Genomic DNA, 18,472 nt, shown 5'->3' with positions numbered 1-18,472 from the left:
TATGGACTCACAATTTATTAACCGGGATATCAGCTGGTTGAGTTTCAATGGAAGGGTTTTGGAAGAAGCAGCAGCTACCTCAGTTCCGATCAAGAATAGGATTCTATTTTTGGCAATTTTTTCATCTAATCTGGATGAATTTTACAGAGTAAGGATTCCAATATTGCTATCAGAATATCAGAATGTGGCTTCGAAAAAGGATCAAACGCTTTTCCATCAAGTCCAACATATAATTTCAGAGCAGCTTGAAGAATTCGGGCAAATTATTGCACAACTAAGGGAAGAACTTGAACAGATTGGAGTTACCTGGGTTTATGACCATGAAATTCCCAAAAACGTTCTTTTAGATGTCAGGCAATATTTTCTTGCTGAACTTATTGGATTGATTCAAATTATTCCATTGAGATCCAATTCGGATACTTTGTTGCTTGAAAATAATGGACTTTATCTCTACGTGAATCTCCAAAGCCTTTTTGGTAAAAAACAATCAGTTATATTAAGGATTCCAGCGCTTGAAACTAAAAGGTTGGTCAATTTTTATGACGGTAAACGGGATTATGTGATTTTCATAGATGACATCATCCGTGCTAATCTGGATTACTTGTTTCCTGAAAAAAAGATTGAAAAATGCTTTTCCTTCAAACTGACCAGAAATGCAGAACTATCATTTCCGAATATTTTCATGGAAAATATTCCAGAAGAAATGGAAAAGATAATCTCAGGAAGAAATTTGGGTGATGCTACGCGTGTATTGTTTGAGGAAGGCATGCCATCAGAAATTTTGAAAAAAATAATACAATATTTTGGACTTGATGAGGCGCTGACGGTGCAAGGCGGGAAATATCATCATTTAAGTCAGTTGTTTACCTTCCCCTCCTTAAAAGGGACAACTTTGGATGAATACAAAAAAAGGTTGGCAGTATCTGTTCCAATAGAGCATGAAGCTCCGATTTTACCTCAATTAAAGGACAAAGACATCTTGATTCATACACCTTACCATGATTATACCCCTGTAATAAGATTCTTTGCTGAGGCATCAGTGCACCCGGAAGTTACAGAAATTTTTATGACAATATATAGGGTAGCTGAAAAGTCAAAAATCTTAAATTCTTTGATAAATGCGGCTCATAATGGAAAAAAGGTAACGGTAATGGTAGAGTTAAAGGCAAGATTTGATGAAAAGAACAACATCAACTGGGCCAAAAAAATGAAATCTGCCGGCATCACTTTAATTTATTCCAGTCCAGCATATAAAGTACATGCTAAATGTGCTTTTATTAAGTTCAAAGGAAGGGGAGCTTCAAAATATTTAGGACTTTTGGCCACAGGGAATTTTAATGAAAATACCGCAGAGGTTTATACGGATCATATTTTGATGACATCTGATCAATCACTCCTTTTGGATCTCAAGAGGGTTTTTAAAAATTTCCCAATCAATAACGTAGATTTTGCTAAAAAGGCAGCCAGCGTAAAATTTGATGAACTTTTGATAGCTCCATTTAACCTGAAGCAGAGATTAATTCAACTAATAAATTATGAAATAAATCAAGCTAACAGCGGAAAAAAAGCAGAAATCATTCTGAAAATGAACGGCCTTGAAGAACAAGAAATGATTATGAAGCTTTACGAGGCTGCCAATGCCGGAGTCCAGGTCAAACTATTGATTAGGGGAATTTGCTGTTTATTGCCGAGTAAAGAATCTGGCAATCAAAATATTCAAGTAAGGAGGATTGTGGACAGGTATCTTGAGCATGGAAGGATTTTTTATTTTTATCATGGAGAATCTGAAAAAGTCTATATGGGTTCTGCGGATTGGATGAATCGAAACCTACATAAAAGGGTGGAAATAGTATTTCCAATTAATAATCAAGTCCTTAAAAGGGAATTGTTGCATTTATTGCAACTTCAACTCCAAGATACATCACAGGCGAGAATTTTGGTTAACGGTAGTTGGATCAAATTAGATCAAAAGGATAAATTCCTGAATTCCCAACAGGAAATTTATGAATTTCTTCAGGGTCAATCAGACACCATATATAATGCCTAAGGTCCCATAGCTATGTGTCGTGCTAAAATTGGATTCCCTGCTATGCCGCTGACGTGCAAAAAAGGCACTTACCTTGCCATACCGCAAATTTACCCGAAACTCGTATCCTGCTTGAATATTCGCTTTGTTAATGGCCGTTAATTGATTGATCAAATTTCCTTCTTTAGATAGTGTAGCATCGGTTCATATCGCACTTCCAAAAAATCTTGTAGTTAAAAAAAACTCAAGAGGTCTATGACCGCTCAGTCCTGTCATCTTAAAAAGCATAGATTCTGGTAAAGGAAGTGATTTTCCTATTTTAAACATAAGACTTGGTTCAGCCATTGAAAGGTAATTTCCGAGAGAAACTATACCTTGAGGGAGTATCTGCAAATAAGGGGATATGTCCCATACCCTCGCATATAGTGCCTCCCCTTGGAATAAAAATTTATTGGGAAGTTGATTTTCCCATCCTAAGAAAACAGGACTTCCTATAAATTGATGAAAATTACTCTGCACCCATTCGGCACCACTCCAAGGTCCCCTGACTCCAAAAAGCATTTTGTACTGGAGTATTCTTTTTTGATTGACTTCTGTAATATTTCCAGAGAGTGTTAAAGTACCAGCAAAAGGCCTAACTTCTTCTAAACTTTCGTTGTTTTTAAAATCTGGTGTGTATCCTTTTAAAGCCAATTCCATTCCTGTAACTCGTTTGTAATCCTTTTTAAAACCAGGAAAAAAAAATAATTTATTGACTTTTGATGAAGGTTTGGCGGTTTGAATGAACCCCAATAAAAGTCCAAAGGAGTAATATTGGTCCGTAGGATTGTTAAATCTAAACACATCGTTATCATGAATAAAATAATAATTTGATCCCTTCAGGTTTTCTACATTTTGGCCAAATGAGTTGCTTGAGAGTAACAAAAACGCAGTGATATATATTTTCAGATTATTCAAAGAAGATTTGTTTAAGAACCTGATAAATTTATAAGAAGTTTTTTATGGTTGATGTCAATTTTGAATACAGTTCAGTTATGTCAAAATGAAAATATTCTTGCTTGCAAAAGTACTTTACATTCAATTCTTGAAGCCTCTCGGATTCCCCAATGTTGATGAATTTGACTTTTCTCCAAATTTCGGTTTTAATATTTCAGTACCTTCAAATATTTGCCAAGAGAAGTAATATTTTTTGAATTTTGTACTGCCATTACCCTCTCAATAAGAGATTTAAACATCCTTACAAAGGGATTTTTTGATCCGATTATTACTGTGCCCATTCCTAGAATCACTTCATCCTTTTCAGTTTTTCTTATAGTAAATAGCTGTATAATTTCAGTTTTCATTGATTGCATATAGGCATGCTCAAGAATTTTGACTTCATTTTCTTCCCGAATTAGGTCTTCCAATGTTACCTGAATGGTATTGCCATTGATGACGCAGTCATGATTACTTTTGATTCTGTTGATTTTATGACCTTTGAGTTCAATGTTGGATACTCCTTTCATCCAAGCTTTTCTATGCTCTGGTTCTGTGATTGCCAAAACAATATCCTGAAATGATATCGCGGGGATTACCGTGTAGACGAACTTTTTTACTTCAGGATAAAAATTTCTTTGAATGGGCAAAGGCTCAGGAATTCGATCCTTCAGGGGAGTTAGATCCATATAGCCGAAAGACACATACCCGAACTCTTCCAAGACTAAATCAGCACTTGTAAGTAATTTAATATCAAAAAGATCGTAAGATGAAGAAACCAAAACATATTCTTTTAGATCTAATGGATTTTTCATCAAACGGTGGGCAAGAATAACTTCTTTTCCATAAAGCTTCTCTCTCTTCCCTACTTGATTCAAACCAAAATCACCGATGTGAATGATGAATTTCAATCCCAATTTATGTGTCATGGTACAGGCCCCACAATGACAAACAAGATCTCTTCTATATGTTTTAAGGTAAGAATGGAAGCTTAAAAAAACTTTCTCACAAAGTTTAATAATTTCTTCTATATCAAAATCATTTTGAAACCGATAGAACAATACTGCGTCACCTTCTATTTCAGAAACTGTAAATAAGTTTCCAACTTCTGAAATTATTAACTCTAACAATTCTGAGATTATATGCTGACTGTGAGAAACTTCAGTTGAAGTTACAAATTGGGTAAACCCACTGATATCTGGAATAAACAGTATCCCTTTTTTGATCTGTGGAATTTCATAAAAACTGTTCATGATCCATTGTACTTAAATCCCAAAATATTGTGTTTTGATTTTGTTGGACTTATTGGCCTCAAATATCAAAATTTTAAATAGAGTGATTTCAGTAAGTTTATGCATCTGTGGATTAATTTCGTTTCATATTTTAAACTTTTGAGGAAAAATTTTATTTGATACCAATGGACTCGAATTTATGGAGAGCTTGGATTGCTTATTATAGTAAAAGTATGTGAGTTCTCTCTAAGTAAATCCAAATATTTGAAATCGATTTTGGAATTGTGGTAATGTATTTGGCTGATACTAACCGTTTCGATTCCATTTGGCAGCTTCATTAAGATATCTATTTCAGGATCTAATCCATGTTTTCTATTATGAAAATCCAGAATGCTTTGTGGAGATATTGATTTTGTATTAATCCAATTATCAAACCAATTTTGTCTTATTTTTTTTGCTTTGAGATTATAAAGAGTGCTTGATGACAAAATAAATGGCTCTTTTGAGTTTGGTGCTTTAAGGTGTTTTGTTTCCCCATTCCATCTTAAAATAATCGGGTTTATAACAGACTCAGTACCGGGCTCTACCATAACCATTGTGAATGGTTCTATTCCCTCCAAATCTATACTTCGATAAAAATCGCTGAAATTTCTGCAAAGGAGGCTTTCTAATACAAGTATGCCTCTACTTTTTCGGTATTTTTCTTTTTTAATGTGCTTCTCCATGGCACCATTCAATAAACATGAAGTATGTCCACGATGGTCAACAGCTATCCATGTTCCTTTACCTGAAAGGTCTTTAGGGTAAGCAAGGGTTTTATCTTCGAATTGATAGAAAGCAGGAGAAAGAGTTTCTTTCTCAGGATTTTCATCACGCGAAGATGTGAGGATGAAGCCATCAGAGGTTGGTATATAGGTAACTGTACACATGGCATTCAGGATCGGGCCAATTTTTCCTTCCTATAACGGACCGTAGCAGGTGCTACACCAAAATTTTCATCAAGGAGATGTTTTAAGTCCAATTCCATACACCCGATTTTAATTAAAGCTTGATGATGAATACTATGTTCTAAATTATAAGCCAGCTCTCTGTAAAGAGAAGTGGGGATCGTAATAGACTTACTTTCTCCACTGGAAAAATTACCCTCAAGATTAAGCGGTTGATCGCTTTTATTCCATGCAAGAAATTCGATTATTTTGTCCAGTAAATTAATTGCTTCGTTAGGATTCTGTTCTATTATGGGATTCCTTTTTCTTTTATCATAATTTATGACACCTGTATTTAAGGATTCAAATACTGCTAAATACAGCTCTAGTATGTGACGGATATGCTGTCCTATACTACTATCCGATAAAACACTTAGTGGTGTGCCAAAGGCCTTTTCTGGAATATATTCTAATATTTTCCTGATTTCCTGTAAATTTTCAATACAATGATTTTTCATAGTTAGGGGCGGATGGTTGATATATATTGTTTTTCGGAATTAATGCAAGTTCCAAAAATGTCAATCTTAGTTATTTTTGGAAGCCAAAAAGATCCTCCATCTATCTGAATAAATATTCTTTCTATGGCGATCTCCTTTCCATCAAACTCGCCTGTTACCGTAAAGATGCCATTTTGAGTTTTTGTTAGAGTAAAGCTTTTTTTGTCATAAGAAACAAATTGGAAAACAACCCTTTCATCTTCTTGAGAGAGTACCTTGACCCCATAAGCATATTTATTCTGAATCCAAGTCAGTTTTTCTTCCTTTTTATTATTAGAAGCTCTAATCCAATGAATTACTAAAGGCTCTTCGCTATTAATTTGCCCATTTTTATCCCAATTGACTTCGTATATAATTTTGTCTTGGTCTTTACTTCTTTCAATTTGGAATAGAATATTTTTATCGGTTTTATATTCTTCCAATTGGGCGCTTTGCAATAAAGCCAATAGCATAACCAATTTAAGATTCATTATAACTCACTTAAAGCAGCCACAATATCCTCCACAGATGCTCTTTTCCTGTAATCGGGATCAAAATGTCTCCATTTGATTATACCGTCTTGTCCAATAATATAGGTAGCAGGTATAGGAAGTCTCTGGCTATCATCTGAATGTGCTTCTTGTAGATTTGCACCCAATCTTTCATTGTAGGCATTGAGAGAAGCTTCATCAGAAAGAAAGGCTACATCATAGGCCTCTGCTATTCCATAATCTTCGTCATGTAATAGTTTGAAGCTGGCACCTGTTTTCTTCATGGTTTGCTTGAGAAATTCTGAGGTTTCAGGAGAAACTGCCACTACTGTTGCCCCTTTAGCATAAATTTGATCTAAATCCTGCTCGATGGCTGCCAAATGTTTGTTACAAACAGGACACCATTGACCTCGATAAAATATTAAAACCACAGGGCCTGACTCCAGTGTGTTCTCCAAATTGAATGATCGGTTCTCTTGGTCAGAGGAATTGAACTTAGGAGCCACCTCACCTACAGAAAGCCCTTTAGCTTGGTTGACAGTTTTGAATTTAGTCTGGGCCTGAGCTTGGTTCCAGACGCTCAGAAAACTAAACAGTGCCATGATCATCAAAAATTTGTTCATAAATGTTTTTAATTTTGGATTTTTTAATTGAAACAAATTGCATTTTAAATCTTCGAAACCAAGTCACATTTTTCCATGATGACATCTTCATACATCCTTAAGTCTTCGTCATAAAAAGCACCGGATCTGATGACTCCTTTTACTTTTACGGATTGGCCTACTTTAATTTGACTCGCGGTACTTTTTACGGAGCTTAAAAATGTACAACTTACTCCAACTTTATTTCCAGGTTCTTTTAAAAGGATTACGATATTGTCATTATAATCTGTCTCAATTCTATCAACAGTACCGCTAACCTCAAGTATTTTAGAATCCCCATCTTCATCCAAATATTTATCATTTGCAGAATTTGGATTTTGAAGAAATTCTTCAGTCAGCAAAGAAGAACTGATAGTTATGTCTGTTTTAGCAGTTTGTACATCTCTGTGTGGCATGTTGAACATGTAAAAACCCACTACCCCTGCTACAATAATACCTGCTACAGCTATTATCACTAGTATTTTAATCGTTCTTTTGGTTTTCATAAGACTTTTTAGTTTATTATGTTTTCTGATTAGTCGAAAAATTCATAAAAACCTTACGGAGCTTTTGAAATTATTTTTATTCTTTTATTTTTTCAGTAAGTTTTTTTTGGAAAATTTCAATATCATTATCCTCCAACTTATTTCCCAATTTCTCAAACATTTCATCCATCGCATCAGATTGATGAACATAGGATTGACAGGCTTTGCACATAGAAAGATGGATTTTCAACCTTACATTTTCGAAGATATTTAGTGGAATGACTTTTTTCTTTTCAAGGAGTTCAGTAACTTTTATACAGGATAGTAAGAGCGCATTTTGAATTTTTTTCATGTATTGCTATTCTTTAAAGTATCTTTCAAGGCACTTTTTGAGCATTAATTTAGCCCTATGAATGACTTGCCAATAATTAGTCGTACTAATTTGATTTTCCTGACAGATTAAATCAGTTTTTTTTCCCCGAATGTATTTGTCCATAATTATTCCGGACCATTGATCTGGCAAATGGCCTATACAGGTGCTAAAATGGAGATTAAAATCCTCGTTATCCAATAAGTGGGGAGATTCCCAGTTTTTTTCATATCCATTTGGTTCCCAGTTACCAAATGAATCAAAATGACTTGTGACTTCATATTGAGAATCTGCAAGCTTGGTATCAATTGGCGACTTATATTTTTTTCTGAAATGATCTGCTATTTTGTTATGAAGAATCTGCATCAGCCAGGTCCTGGGAGAGCTTTCTCCTTTGAATTTGGAATAGCCTCTGTACGCTGACAAAAAAGTCTCTTGTACTAAATCTTCCGCAAGCGCAGAATTACCTGTTTTGAACCTGGCCCGAATGTATAGATCTTTATAATAATCTTTAACCCACTTTTCTATTACTGGTGTCTTCAGTTTTTCATTTTGCTGGGAGGTCATATGGTCTAGTTTTTTAAAATCCAATCGAAACTAATGCATTTTATATTTTTGGGCTGTCGTCAAAATGACAATAGTGCAAAAGTCGATATTCACAAATTAATTTAGATATTGCAGGTGAAAGCGAATTTTGAACTTAGAATGGATAAGACAAAAATCTGGTATTTGGAGAATTTCAGCATGCTTCAGGTTTTGGAACCGGAGGAGATCAAGATGATGGATAGTTTGGCTATCATGTCAGATGTTCCAAAAAAACAGGTGCTTTATTTTTCTGAAGATAGTGCCAATAGTGTTTTTCTTTTGAAAAAAGGGAAAGTGAAAATCTCAAAGATTTCCCATGATGGAAGAGAAATGATCATGGCGATTTTAGGCCCCGGAGAAGTCTTTGGAGAACTTTCTATTTCTGGACAGGAAAAAAGAGAGGAAATCGCAGAAGTAACTGAGGATGCCGTGATCTGTAAAGTGAAAATAGAGGATTTCGAAAATATGATGGCCAAGAATCCTAAGTTTAATTTTGAGGTAACCAAACTGATAGGGTTTAGACTTAAAAAAGTCCAGAATAGGTTGCAGAATTTAGTTTTTAAGACTTCCGAACAGCGGGTTAAAAGCTTTATCCTAGAAATGGCTGAAGAATTGGGAAGATCTATTGCTGGAGAAGAAAACCAAAAGGTAGTAGAACTCAAGCTTACCCATGAAGACATTGCCAAACTCACTGCCACTAGCAGGCAAACGGTCACCTCCGTATTTTCTGATTTGGAAAAAGAAGGAACGATCAAATATGACCGTAGAAGGATCTATATCAAAGATCAGGAGGCATTGAAAAAATAAGAAATAATACCTGACAGGTTAATGCAACCTGCCAGGATTGAACTTAGTTTTCATTAAGCAACCGCTGTTTTCGAAGTAGATTCTTTGGTTTGAAAAGTAGGGTTGATCAGGAAAATAAAAGGAACAACATATAGCCAGTGCCTCACTAGAGAACCGATAGCCATATCAGGCCCGACATTTAAGCCTGCAACCCCGGCACCAACCAAAGGGAACATAAAGAACCAAACCAGGGCGATGGTCTGTGCAGTAATGAAGATAAATGGTCTCAACCAATTGGGGCCAAATAAGGAAGGTGCTATACCTGCATATAACACAGCCAGCAGGATCCCATTGGAAAAATGTCCAAATACTCCATAAGCTAGTCCAAGTCCAGTTTTTTCTCCCAAGAGTGCTGGAATGTCCCACCAAGTACCCATGGCAACAAGTCCCATCAGGTCAAATAAAATAGTTCCTGCAATGCCCGCTAGAATTGCTTTTTTCCAATCAATTTTTTTTGCTTCCATAGTTTTTGCGTTTTTATTATGGTACAAAAGTGATGGAAAAAGTCTCCGTCCTAAATGGCCATGATTCCCTGGTATATGTCAATTCTTCCCAAATTCCATTATTATTTATTCATATTTATAGCCTTTCCCCCCATCAGCTTCTAATTCCACCCCAAGACCAAGGATGATACGGTTTACAAAATTGAAATAGGCAATGACGAGCGTAGCATCAAGGATGCTTCTGTCATCAAGACCGAGATTTTTCAGTTTTTCGATGGTTTCACCTATCTCAGGAGATGAAGGAGTAGCGGTAATGGTTTTGGCAAGTTTATTCCATAACTGATTGATTGGCTCAAGGCTTGAGACATTTTTATTATCTATCAATTCGTTCATCTTATCTACATCTTTCCAGAAGATATGCAAAGCCTCAGCGTGGTGTTGGGTACAATACGCACATTGATTGGTTACAGATACTACCACCGCTATCATTTCCCTTTGCCAACGTTTGAGAGGGGATTGTCCATACATGATATCCATGTAGAGTTGCATATGGCTGATGATCGTTTTGGGGTTCAAAGACTGTATTTTGTGTACTTCAGCTAACTTGCCCCTGCTTTGTATCAAGTCTTGATACACTTTCTGAAGCATTCCTTCTGCTTCCTCCTCCTGGATTACATGGATTCTGGCCATTTGTCTGGGTTTTATTGAATAATACCTAAAGTAGATCGAAATTCTTTTTTATTCAAAAATTCCTGAAGTGAGGAAGCCCTACCATTATATTTCAATCCCCCATTTTGGTGAAATAGCCGGTTCAGAATAAAGAGATTTGAAATTGGAGAGAAAAAAATGACCATTCGATCTATCCATGGCAATTGGATATAATTGCACAGTTTTGCAATCAAAGGATGGTATAGAGAGCCAAGCTTTATTCTCAATTCCACTGCACAAATTATCCTTGAAGCAAAATCCCTTGGCGGGAAATGTCCCGGTTTTATAAAATAAAGAATTTCACCCTTTGCCAAGAATGCGCCAGCTTCTGCTTTAAGATTAGTGTCGCTATTTTTAAATATATACAACTTGGCATGGGATTTTTCTGCCAACTTGACCAATTGTCTGGTTTCCAATTCTTCTACTATGAGTATTTCTTCCAATTGCTGCCTGTTTGTGTTTGATTTCAAGTAAGGCAAAAGATTGGCTAAGTAAGTACTGTTGTTTTGGGAAGGAATGATGATGCTGATTTTCAATATTTTAAAGTTTATTTAAAAGTATCCGATAATAAATTTCGGTAATGTCGCATAAAGGACAAAAGAAAAGATACCTTATTTAAGAATTTGCTTAATTAATAAGGTTGTTTAAATTTAGCTATGTGTTCAAACATTAACAACATGCCATGGAAAACAATCAAACCTGTATCAGAGCGTTTGCGGACAGTGTTCAAATCGAAAACTGTAGAAAGGAAATTCAAGTCAATAATCAGTCCTTCAGTCAATTGAGTGGACTTTTAGCATTGGCTGGAAACGAAGTAAGGTTAAAAATTTTGTTCTTGATAGAAAAAGAAAATGAGCTTTGTCCCTGTGATCTTTCCGATATTCTCGAAATGAGTATCCCTGCCATTTCCCAGCACCTAAGAAAACTCAAAGACGGAAACGTCATTAAAGGTAGAAGAGAAGGACAAACCATTTTCTACTCTTTGAAACAAGCGCATCTTTCTTTACTTCTTCCATTTTTTAAACACATCATAATTAATAAAAAAATGGAAACAGTATGAATAAGGAGACCAATAGTTTTGTCGGAGCCGGAGTGCTTTCGGCAGTAGCGGCATCACTTTGCTGCATTACACCTGTATTGGCTTTTATTTCAGGAGCCTCAGGAGTGGCATCTACATTTTCTTGGATGGAACCGGCAAGACCTTATCTTATCTGTATTACCTTTTTGGTATTAGGCTTTGCTTGGTACCAAAAACTCAAACCCCGAACAGCAGAAGTAATCAAGTGTGACTGTGAAGAAAATGACAAGGAACCCATTATGCAGACCAAAACATTTTTGGGAAGTGTTACCGTATTTGCAGCCTTGATGCTTTCATTTCCACATTATGCACACATTTTCTATCCTACAAACAACAACAAGGAAGTAATAATCGTCAATGCCGCTAACATCCAAACGGTAACTTTTGATGTAAAAGGAATGACTTGCAGTGGTTGTGCTTCGCACGTAGAAAATCACGTGAACAAATTACCAGGCATTGTTAAGGTAGTTGCAATTTATGAAGAAGGGACTGCCAAAGTAGAATTTGACCAATCCAAAGTAAGTTTAGCTGAAATTGAAACTGCTATCAATGGAACAGGTTATACAATCACCAAAACAAAGTAAAAATGGAAATTCAACTGAAATCCAAAATCACTTGCCCAAAATGTGGGTTTAAGGAAACTGAAACCATGCCAGAGGACTCGTGCCAGTACTTTTACGAATGTCAAAACTGTGGAGAGCTGATGAAACCAAAGCAGGGGGATTGCTGTGTGTTTTGTAGCTATGGCAGTGTCAAATGTCCTCCAGTTCAAAAAGAGGGAAATTGCTGCCAATGAAATTTTAAGCATTAAAATTTGTAATAATTCAGTTTGAAAAGTAATTCTGAACAGGACAAACAATTACATTAAAATTGATTTCTTCTGAAAAAAAATATATTAGGGTAGCAAGGAATTAGAATAAGAACTCTCCCTGAATTCCGCAGGACTGATACCAGTAGTTTTTTTAAAAAACTTACTGAACTGTGCATATTCTTCATAACCTAACTCGTAACCTATAGACTTAATCGGTAAATCAGTGTAAATCAATAGTCGCTTAGCTTCGGTGGCTATTCTTTCGTGAATCACCTGTAAGGGAGATTTTTTGCTTACTTTCGAAAAAACATTTGAAAGGGTTTTGGGAGATTTAAATAACAGCTCTGCATACTCTGATACGGATTTTTTTTCCTTAAAATGTTCCTCAACCAAAACGTTGAATGACCTTACCAAATCAATATCTTCCTGTTTTTCTGTGCTTTTCAGTAACTGTTTTCTGGCTAGTCGGGTAAGTCTGATGATAAATCTTTTAAGCAAAATTCTAAGCATTTCTTCCTGATTGGTATCATGTATGATAAATTCCTGTTGCAACACATGTATCAAAGTGTTTAGTTTTTCTGTTTCATCAGCATCGAGCTGAAGAATAGGGGTGAAGTCAGAACCAAAAAAGAGAAGCCCATTGCAGGAGACCTCCTGGTCAAAGGTATGAATGCAATAAAACTCCCGATTGAAGAAAAGCGCAACCAAATCCTGAGATCCGTTTGAAATACCGACTTCCTGATTGTAGGTCGTACATGCAATTTGATTGGGCATTAAATCTACAGGGAGATGATTGATTTGTATGCTGACATTTCCCAGACCTCTGTTCCAAAAAAACTTCAGAAATCTTGAAGAACCATTCAGCTTTTCTAGAATTGAATCGCCGGAAACAAGAATAAAGCTTGCTCCAATTTTTTTTTCAGAGTAGAAGTAATCCATTATTGGGTTTCTTTTTGGTTTTCCTTAGTCTTTAAAGAATCAAATTTAAGTCTAATAGTTGGTTGAATATATCCGGTAATCAAGGTAGCTAAAGTTCCCGCAACAAACCAAGATTTTATCCATTGGAGCCTCCAATCCAATGGGACATATTCCATATTCATCAGTACCAGAATCAAAGTAATGGGTGCAGTGACGCCGAAGCCTTTCAAGCATAAATAAAGCAGTTTTTTCATGGAGCAAACAAAAAGCCTATCCCGAAGGAAAAGGCTTTTTTTGTTTTATTAAATGCAGATGATTACAATTGAGGGGCCTCAGGGAAATCCACAGGGATTTCTGTGGCGTTGTGGAGAAAGTTTGTAATGGTTTTTTCTCCCACATTTACTATTAGATCCACAAAATGCGCTTTGGTATATCCAGCTTCAAAGAAATCGTCCAAAGTTTCATCATTTACTTTTCCTTTGTTCTCTGCTATTGCTTTGGCTGTTTTTACCAAAGCATCAAACTTGGCATCAAATGGAGCAGAACCTTTTCTCAGATCAATAATCTGCTCGTCGGTAAACCCGTTCATTTTTCCAATAGCAGTATGGGCTGCCTGACAATAAGAACATCCATTTACTTGAGAAACAATCAGGTTGATGACCTCTTTCTCTTTGTTGTTGAAACTCGTTTTGCCATTGGCAAAAGTGGTGTATCGCTCCAACGCGTTATCAGACAATGCATAGGTCGCATATATATTGGGAACCATTCCCACTTTATCCTTGATCGCAGTTAAGATGCCACGGTTTTTTTCTGATACATTTTCCAATGTGGGTACTTCAAATCTTTTTGATTGTGTAGTCATAATATTTTTTTGTTTTATTGATGATACAAAATTGGTGAGAGATTGACTTTGGGAAAAGGTGAATAAATCCCTTCTATATGTCAATTCTTCCTTTATCTTCATATAATTTGAAAACTACGGAAATTCTATTGCTTACCTTGTCACCAGGGCGACATAATGCCGCGTCAGAAAGATTTACTTTCACATAAATTCGTGTAATATGAAAATAGAAAGGGTTAATTTTTATAATCAAAATGGCTATTCACTTTCCGGGAAGCTTTACCTTCCTTTAGATTCTCCTCCAAGATTTTATGCACTCTTTGCCCATTGCTTTACGTGTTCCAAGAATTTTAAGGCTGTAAGCAATATCAGTGATACGCTTTCCCAATGTGGTATAGCAGTGCTCAGCTTTGATTTTACGGGATTAGGAAATTCAGAAGGAGCATTTGAAGAGACAGGATTTTCCTCCAATGTATCTGACCTGATAGCAGCCGCAAATTTTTTGGAGGAAAATTACCAAGCTCCTAAGCTATTGATCGGCCATTCTCTGGGAGGGGCTGCAGTGGTTTTTGCCGCTGAAGCATTGAATTCAGTACAAGCACTCGTCACCATTGGCACGCCATCCGAACCCAGGCATGTTCAGCATCTTTTTGAATCAGATTTGGAAAAAATCAAAAAGGAAGGGAAAGCAAAGGTAAACATTGGAGGTAGACCTTTTCATATCAGTAGAGAGTTTGTAGAAGATCTGGAATCCAAAAGTCTCTCCGATATACTGGGTAAACTTAGGAAGGCAGTGTTGATTATGCATTCCCCGCAAGATCAAATCGTAGATATTTCCAATGCCGCTGAGCTATATCAATATGCCCACCATCCCAAAAGTTTTATCAGCTTAGATCGAGCAGACCATTTATTATCAGAAGAAAAAGAAAGCCGCTATGCCGGAGAATTGATCAGTAGCTGGGTAAAAAAATACTTACCTGCTGAAATAAAAGAATACGATACGGACGGGCATCAGGTAAAAGTCAGGCTTTTTGGTGAAAGTTATACCTCCGAAATCCTGACACCTTATCATCACCTATTGGCGGATGAACCCAAGTCAGTTGGTGGTGAAAATTTGGGTCCCACACCCTATGATCTTTTGATGGCTGCATTGGGTGCCTGTACAGTCATGACACTGAAAATGTATGCAGAAAGAAAGAGTTGGAAGCTCGGAGAGATCCTCGTATACCTGAATCATGACAAGGTACACAAAGAAGATAGCCAGAATCCAGACAGGCAGGGGGCTAAAGTGAGCAGGTTTTCTCGCAAACTTCAAATTACTGGAGATCTTACAGACGAAATGAAAATCAAATTATTGGAAATAGCTGACAAATGCCCGGTTCACAGGACCTTACATGAAGAAATAATCGTAGAAACTTCTTTTTAATCAAAAAAACAAAATGACCATGAAATTCAATCTCAATAGTATTCAGAAAAAATGGAATAAGGATAACCCCTATGATTTCTCAGACCTCAAAGCTGTTTTTATAAATTGTACCTTAAAAAAATCCCCATCACTTTCCCATACTGAAGGACTGATGGCCATGTCGCAGACCATCATGGAAGCCAATGGGGTAAAAACAAAAATTATAAGAGCAGTAGACCATGAAATCGCTTATGGTGTATATCCTGATATGACCGAACACGGTTGGGAAAAGGATGATTGGCCGTCCATTCAGGACAAAGTAATGGAGGCAAATATCCTAGTGATCGGTACTCCTATTTGGTTGGGAGAAAAATCTTCCATCGCCACCAAAGTAATTGAAAGACTTTACGGGTTTTCGGGCAATCTTAATAAAGCAGGTCAATATGCCTATTATGGAAAGGCAGGTGGCTGTCTGGTAACTGGAAATGAAGACGGTATCAAACACTGCTCGATGAATATTTTGTATAGCCTCCAACATTTAGGATATACCATACCACCGCAGGCTGATGCAGGCTGGATCGGTGAAGCAGGCCCGGGACCAAGCTATCTGGATGAAAACAGTGGAGGTCTTGAAAATGATTTTACCACCCGCAACACCACCTTTATGACCTGGAACTTGATGCATTTGGCAAGATTGTTAAAAGACGGGATTCCGGCTTTTGGCAATATTCGCTCTGAGTGGGACAAAAGTGACCATGACCATCCCAATCCCGAGTACAGATAGAATCAATACTGATCCATATTCATTCCGAGTATTTAAAATTTAACATTTACAGAAAGGGAATGACAGTTGGTGCACGTCATCCTTAGCCGGAGCTTGCGGGATTGAAGGATCTCCCATGCTCAAGCGAAAGAGTCCCCTCTTTACGTCAGAGTGACGTACCCTTTAAATCCATCATTGGTATAAAAAGAATATGCTATTATTAGGATGATGCTTGTAAATCTTCATTTTTTCAAAGTCGTCTTTCTACCAACCCACATAAGGAGGAGCATTGACTCCCTCCATCCTGAGGTAGATAATGCACTGTCCACGATGATGTACCTGATGATCCCTCAGCAAATAAAAAATATTCTCCCTAGTCATCTCCAGATTGCGAAACTCAATCGGTGCATTCAAATTATCATTGGAAATATCCATGATAATCTGTCCGACATAGGCATTGGCATTTTTCAGAATTTCCAGGATCTGTTCTTTGCTGAGTGCTCCAGCTGTGCTTCGATCATAAAAAGATTTGGACTCTCCGGAAATAAGCCTGGTGAGGAAGCTAATATTGTCCACAATATGGAGCAGCTGGCCGCCAAAGGTCATTGCATCTTTTTCAGGCTTGAAACCATAATTTTCTTCTGGCATAGCCTCGGCCACAGCGAGCGTATATGCGGAGGCTCTTTCCCAAACTTGAGGGTATTGGGTAGTAAAATAATTTTGGGCCATAAGCGGAAAATAAAAGAATGATATCAATAAGAGGCATATTGTGTTTTTCATATATGATAGTTTGTAGTGCGGAGTTTTAACGCTGTTAAAGTTAGAAAAACAAAGATTAGAATTCGAAATTTTGGGAAAGTTCATCTGATTTTTTGCAAAAACTTAGACTTTTGCTAATTGCCAAGAGGATTAATAGCCCATATCCGAAAATCAGCGTGAGATTAACTTTTTTTATAAAAATCTCCAAAAGTTTGTCAGGTTTACTAGAATTCTTCGACTAATAAAGAAAAGAGGTCTACAAAGTCCTTCTATGTATCAATTATTATCAATATTTAAACATTAATTAACCATGAAATTATTCTTAACATTTCTAACATCAATTTCGCTTGTTTTTCTTTCGGTTTATTCAACACCTTCTATTTCGGAAAATGAAATTGAAATTAATCTTGAAAAAGTCCCGGATTTTGAAGTCCAAACCATTGATGGACAAGAGGTAAGTTTAAAAAAATCAATAAAAGAGGGAAAGCCGACAGTAGTTTACCTTACAGCTTCCTGGTGTCCCATGTGTGCCAAAAACTGGCCTAGTCTTTCAGAAGTATATCCTGAATTCAAGGATAAACTTAATTTCGTCGCGGTAAGTATTGATCCTACTGATGATGCCACGGTCATGAAAAAACTGGTAAAAGAGAAAAATTTAACTTTTCCTGTAGCTCCCGGAAATCCGGAATTGATGGTCAAACTTGGAGCCAAGGCCCAGGCCACTACCGTAGGTATAGATAAAAATGGCAATATTCAATTTATGGAACGGGCTGTAATGACAGCAGACGAGTTCCGAAAAGTTTTCCAATCTCTGATCGAGGCATAGAATGGATTTTGTTGCATTTTCATTCCTTCAGGGAATTATGGCATTTTTGGCACCTTGTGCCGTGGCCCTGCTTCCGGGATATATAATGACTTATATATCCCGGAACTCAGGACTTGAGAGCAATTTGATAACAAAATTACTAAGAGGTCTAAAATTAGCAGTATTCAGTATTTCAGGAATCTTGCTGGTCTATGCTTTAGCTGGGACGCTTATCATTTTAGCAAGTCAATTGCTGAAAGAAAACATGAAATTTATTACAGTGGGAATGGGAGGATTATTGGTGATTCTTGGCCTACTGATGGTGTTTGGAAAAAGTATTTCTTTAAATCTTAACTTCAGTGAACCCTCTACGAAAAGAGAAAGCTCAGAAGCTTTCTTCTTTGGAATAGCTTATGCTATTGGAGCGCTTGGATGTCTATTTCCATTGTTTTTGGTTGTTGCCACCCAAGCTATAGCAGCCGAAAATGTTTTATTGGGGACGAGTTACTTAGTGGCATACTTTGTGGGATTTGCAGTTATGATGATTTTGGCAATAGTATTAGCCACTTTCGCTCAAAATGTGTTGCAAAGGTATTTAAGAAAAATTCTCCCTTATATGGAGCGTATTGCTGGTGTTGTTTTAATCTTGGCTGGATTTTATGTGATATACTATCAGCTTATTTTGTTTTGAGTAATTCGTATAGAGACTGTTCATTTAAGTGTGTCTGCTAACTTTACACAATATGAACAAGAAAAAGACAATTGATGACTTATTAAATGATCCTAAGATGAGTGAACGTTTGAAAGAACGTCTTTACAGTAAGAAAG

25 protein-coding genes are annotated in these 18,472 nt (G+C 36.6%); 9 read left to right on the top strand and 16 right to left on the bottom strand.

What is annotated here, in order from left to right:
* The first annotated feature begins 1 nt into the window (after nt 1).
* Entirely contained in the window at nt 2-2,047 is a 2,046-nt protein-coding gene (gene ppk1, locus ACFFIP_RS16915; protein ID WP_382388914.1) for a polyphosphate kinase 1, read from the top strand.
* 183 nt (nt 2,048-2,230) lie between these two features.
* Here the strand turns inward: ppk1 and ACFFIP_RS16910 are convergent, their stop codons facing one another.
* The 9 genes from ACFFIP_RS16910 to ACFFIP_RS16870 form a co-directional block, all read right to left on the bottom strand.
* Complete coding sequence (locus tag ACFFIP_RS16910) at nt 2,231-2,950, bottom strand: lipid A-modifier LpxR family protein (RefSeq protein WP_382388941.1); 720 nt, start codon at nt 2,948-2,950, stop codon at nt 2,231-2,233.
* Nucleotides 2,951-3,168: 218 nt separating this feature from the next.
* Nucleotides 3,169-4,254 (bottom strand): DUF2652 domain-containing protein, encoded by a 1,086-nt coding sequence (locus tag ACFFIP_RS16905; protein ID WP_382388913.1) that lies wholly within the window; start codon nt 4,252-4,254, stop codon nt 3,169-3,171.
* A gap of 176 nt (nt 4,255-4,430) precedes the next feature.
* Nucleotides 4,431-5,162: an NRDE family protein gene (locus tag ACFFIP_RS16900; protein WP_382388912.1), complete on the bottom strand. Its 732-nt coding sequence runs from the start codon at nt 5,160-5,162 to the stop codon at nt 4,431-4,433.
* Between the two features lie 5 nt (nt 5,163-5,167).
* Nucleotides 5,168-5,677 (bottom strand): DinB family protein, encoded by a 510-nt coding sequence (locus ACFFIP_RS16895; RefSeq protein ID WP_382388910.1) that lies wholly within the window; start codon nt 5,675-5,677, stop codon nt 5,168-5,170.
* A 2-nt stretch (nt 5,678-5,679) separates the two neighbouring features.
* Nucleotides 5,680-6,186, bottom strand: a complete 507-nt coding sequence (locus tag ACFFIP_RS16890) for a DUF4833 domain-containing protein (protein ID WP_382388909.1) — start codon at nt 6,184-6,186, stop codon at nt 5,680-5,682.
* Nucleotides 6,186-6,809: a peroxiredoxin-like family protein gene (locus ACFFIP_RS16885; RefSeq protein WP_382388908.1), complete on the bottom strand. Its 624-nt coding sequence runs from the start codon at nt 6,807-6,809 to the stop codon at nt 6,186-6,188. The genes ACFFIP_RS16890 and ACFFIP_RS16885 overlap by 1 nt, the downstream gene beginning before the upstream one ends.
* Nucleotides 6,810-6,853: 44 nt before the next feature.
* Nucleotides 6,854-7,333, bottom strand: a complete 480-nt coding sequence (locus ACFFIP_RS16880; protein ID WP_382388906.1) for an OB-fold protein — start codon at nt 7,331-7,333, stop codon at nt 6,854-6,856.
* 76 nt (nt 7,334-7,409) lie between these two features.
* Nucleotides 7,410-7,664: a hypothetical protein gene (locus ACFFIP_RS16875; RefSeq protein ID WP_382388905.1), complete on the bottom strand. Its 255-nt coding sequence runs from the start codon at nt 7,662-7,664 to the stop codon at nt 7,410-7,412.
* A gap of 6 nt (nt 7,665-7,670) precedes the next feature.
* Nucleotides 7,671-8,249: a sigma-70 family RNA polymerase sigma factor gene (locus ACFFIP_RS16870; protein ID WP_382388904.1), complete on the bottom strand. Its 579-nt coding sequence runs from the start codon at nt 8,247-8,249 to the stop codon at nt 7,671-7,673.
* Nucleotides 8,250-8,387: 138 nt separating this feature from the next.
* Between ACFFIP_RS16870 and ACFFIP_RS16865 the strand changes: the two genes are divergently transcribed.
* Nucleotides 8,388-9,074 carry a Crp/Fnr family transcriptional regulator gene (locus tag ACFFIP_RS16865; protein WP_382388903.1) on the top strand — a complete coding sequence of 229 codons (687 nt, stop codon included), beginning with the start codon at nt 8,388-8,390 and terminating at the stop codon, nt 9,072-9,074.
* Between the two features lie 53 nt (nt 9,075-9,127).
* Here the strand turns inward: ACFFIP_RS16865 and ACFFIP_RS16860 are convergent, their stop codons facing one another.
* From ACFFIP_RS16860 to ACFFIP_RS16850, 3 genes are all read right to left on the bottom strand, one after another.
* Nucleotides 9,128-9,577, bottom strand: coding sequence for a hypothetical protein (locus ACFFIP_RS16860; RefSeq protein ID WP_382388902.1), 450 nt, complete (start codon nt 9,575-9,577; stop codon nt 9,128-9,130).
* Between the two features lie 105 nt (nt 9,578-9,682).
* A complete protein-coding gene (locus ACFFIP_RS16855; protein ID WP_382388901.1) occupies nt 9,683-10,246 on the bottom strand; it encodes a peroxidase-related enzyme in 564 nt (187 codons plus the stop codon).
* A gap of 11 nt (nt 10,247-10,257) precedes the next feature.
* Nucleotides 10,258-10,800, bottom strand: coding sequence for a hypothetical protein (locus tag ACFFIP_RS16850; RefSeq protein WP_382388900.1), 543 nt, complete (start codon nt 10,798-10,800; stop codon nt 10,258-10,260).
* Between the two features lie 146 nt (nt 10,801-10,946).
* On the opposite strand from ACFFIP_RS16850, the gene ACFFIP_RS16845 reads away from it, so the two are divergent.
* Genes ACFFIP_RS16845 through ACFFIP_RS16835 form a run of 3 tightly spaced genes read left to right on the top strand, consistent with a single transcriptional unit; the run spans nt 10,947 to nt 12,138 of the window.
* A complete protein-coding gene (locus ACFFIP_RS16845) occupies nt 10,947-11,324 on the top strand; it encodes an ArsR/SmtB family transcription factor (protein ID WP_382388899.1) in 378 nt (125 codons plus the stop codon).
* Nucleotides 11,321-11,926, top strand: coding sequence for a mercuric transport protein MerTP (merTP, locus tag ACFFIP_RS16840; protein ID WP_382388897.1), 606 nt, complete (start codon nt 11,321-11,323; stop codon nt 11,924-11,926). The genes ACFFIP_RS16845 and merTP overlap by 4 nt, the downstream gene beginning before the upstream one ends.
* A 2-nt stretch (nt 11,927-11,928) precedes the next feature.
* Nucleotides 11,929-12,138 (top strand): GDCCVxC domain-containing (seleno)protein, encoded by a 210-nt coding sequence (locus ACFFIP_RS16835; RefSeq protein WP_382388896.1) that lies wholly within the window; start codon nt 11,929-11,931, stop codon nt 12,136-12,138.
* A 99-nt stretch (nt 12,139-12,237) separates the two neighbouring features.
* Here ACFFIP_RS16835 and ACFFIP_RS16830 read toward each other — a convergent pair whose 3' ends face one another.
* From ACFFIP_RS16830 to ACFFIP_RS16820, 3 genes are all read right to left on the bottom strand, one after another.
* The gene (locus ACFFIP_RS16830) at nt 12,238-13,092 is read right to left on the bottom strand and encodes a helix-turn-helix domain-containing protein (protein WP_382388895.1); all 855 of its coding nucleotides are present in this window, start codon (nt 13,090-13,092) and stop codon (nt 12,238-12,240) included.
* On the bottom strand, nt 13,092-13,325 hold the full coding sequence (locus ACFFIP_RS16825; protein WP_382388894.1) for a hypothetical protein: 234 nt from the start codon (nt 13,323-13,325) through the stop codon (nt 13,092-13,094). The genes ACFFIP_RS16830 and ACFFIP_RS16825 overlap by 1 nt, the downstream gene beginning before the upstream one ends.
* 62 nt (nt 13,326-13,387) lie before the next feature.
* Nucleotides 13,388-13,933, bottom strand: a complete 546-nt coding sequence (locus ACFFIP_RS16820; RefSeq protein WP_382388893.1) for a carboxymuconolactone decarboxylase family protein — start codon at nt 13,931-13,933, stop codon at nt 13,388-13,390.
* A 199-nt stretch (nt 13,934-14,132) separates the two neighbouring features.
* Here ACFFIP_RS16820 and ACFFIP_RS16815 point away from each other — a divergent pair, with 199 nt between their 5' ends.
* Both ACFFIP_RS16815 and ACFFIP_RS16810 read left to right on the top strand, forming a co-directional pair.
* On the top strand, nt 14,133-15,338 hold the full coding sequence (locus ACFFIP_RS16815; RefSeq protein WP_382388892.1) for a bifunctional alpha/beta hydrolase/OsmC family protein: 1,206 nt from the start codon (nt 14,133-14,135) through the stop codon (nt 15,336-15,338).
* Between the two features lie 19 nt (nt 15,339-15,357).
* Entirely contained in the window at nt 15,358-16,101 is a 744-nt protein-coding gene (locus ACFFIP_RS16810; protein WP_382388890.1) for a flavodoxin family protein, read from the top strand.
* Between the two features lie 243 nt (nt 16,102-16,344).
* Here the strand turns inward: ACFFIP_RS16810 and ACFFIP_RS16805 are convergent, their stop codons facing one another.
* Complete coding sequence (locus tag ACFFIP_RS16805; protein WP_382388889.1) at nt 16,345-16,860, bottom strand: DinB family protein; 516 nt, start codon at nt 16,858-16,860, stop codon at nt 16,345-16,347.
* A gap of 289 nt (nt 16,861-17,149) precedes the next feature.
* Here ACFFIP_RS16805 and ACFFIP_RS16800 point away from each other — a divergent pair, with 289 nt between their 5' ends.
* Both ACFFIP_RS16800 and ACFFIP_RS16795 read left to right on the top strand, forming a co-directional pair.
* Nucleotides 17,150-17,665 (top strand): peroxiredoxin family protein, encoded by a 516-nt coding sequence (locus tag ACFFIP_RS16800; RefSeq protein WP_382388887.1) that lies wholly within the window; start codon nt 17,150-17,152, stop codon nt 17,663-17,665.
* 1 nt (nt 17,666) lies between these two features.
* Complete coding sequence (locus ACFFIP_RS16795; RefSeq protein WP_382388886.1) at nt 17,667-18,335, top strand: cytochrome c biogenesis CcdA family protein; 669 nt, start codon at nt 17,667-17,669, stop codon at nt 18,333-18,335.
* The last annotated feature ends 137 nt before the right edge of the window (nt 18,336-18,472 follow it).

It is taken from the genome of Fontibacter flavus (assembly GCF_042432905.1).
In the GTDB taxonomy this organism is placed as follows: Bacteria; Bacteroidota; Bacteroidia; order Cytophagales; family Cyclobacteriaceae; genus Fontibacter; species Fontibacter flavus.
The sequence above is the reverse complement of the archived record's forward strand: the minus strand, read 5'-3'. Positions and strand labels throughout refer to the sequence as shown.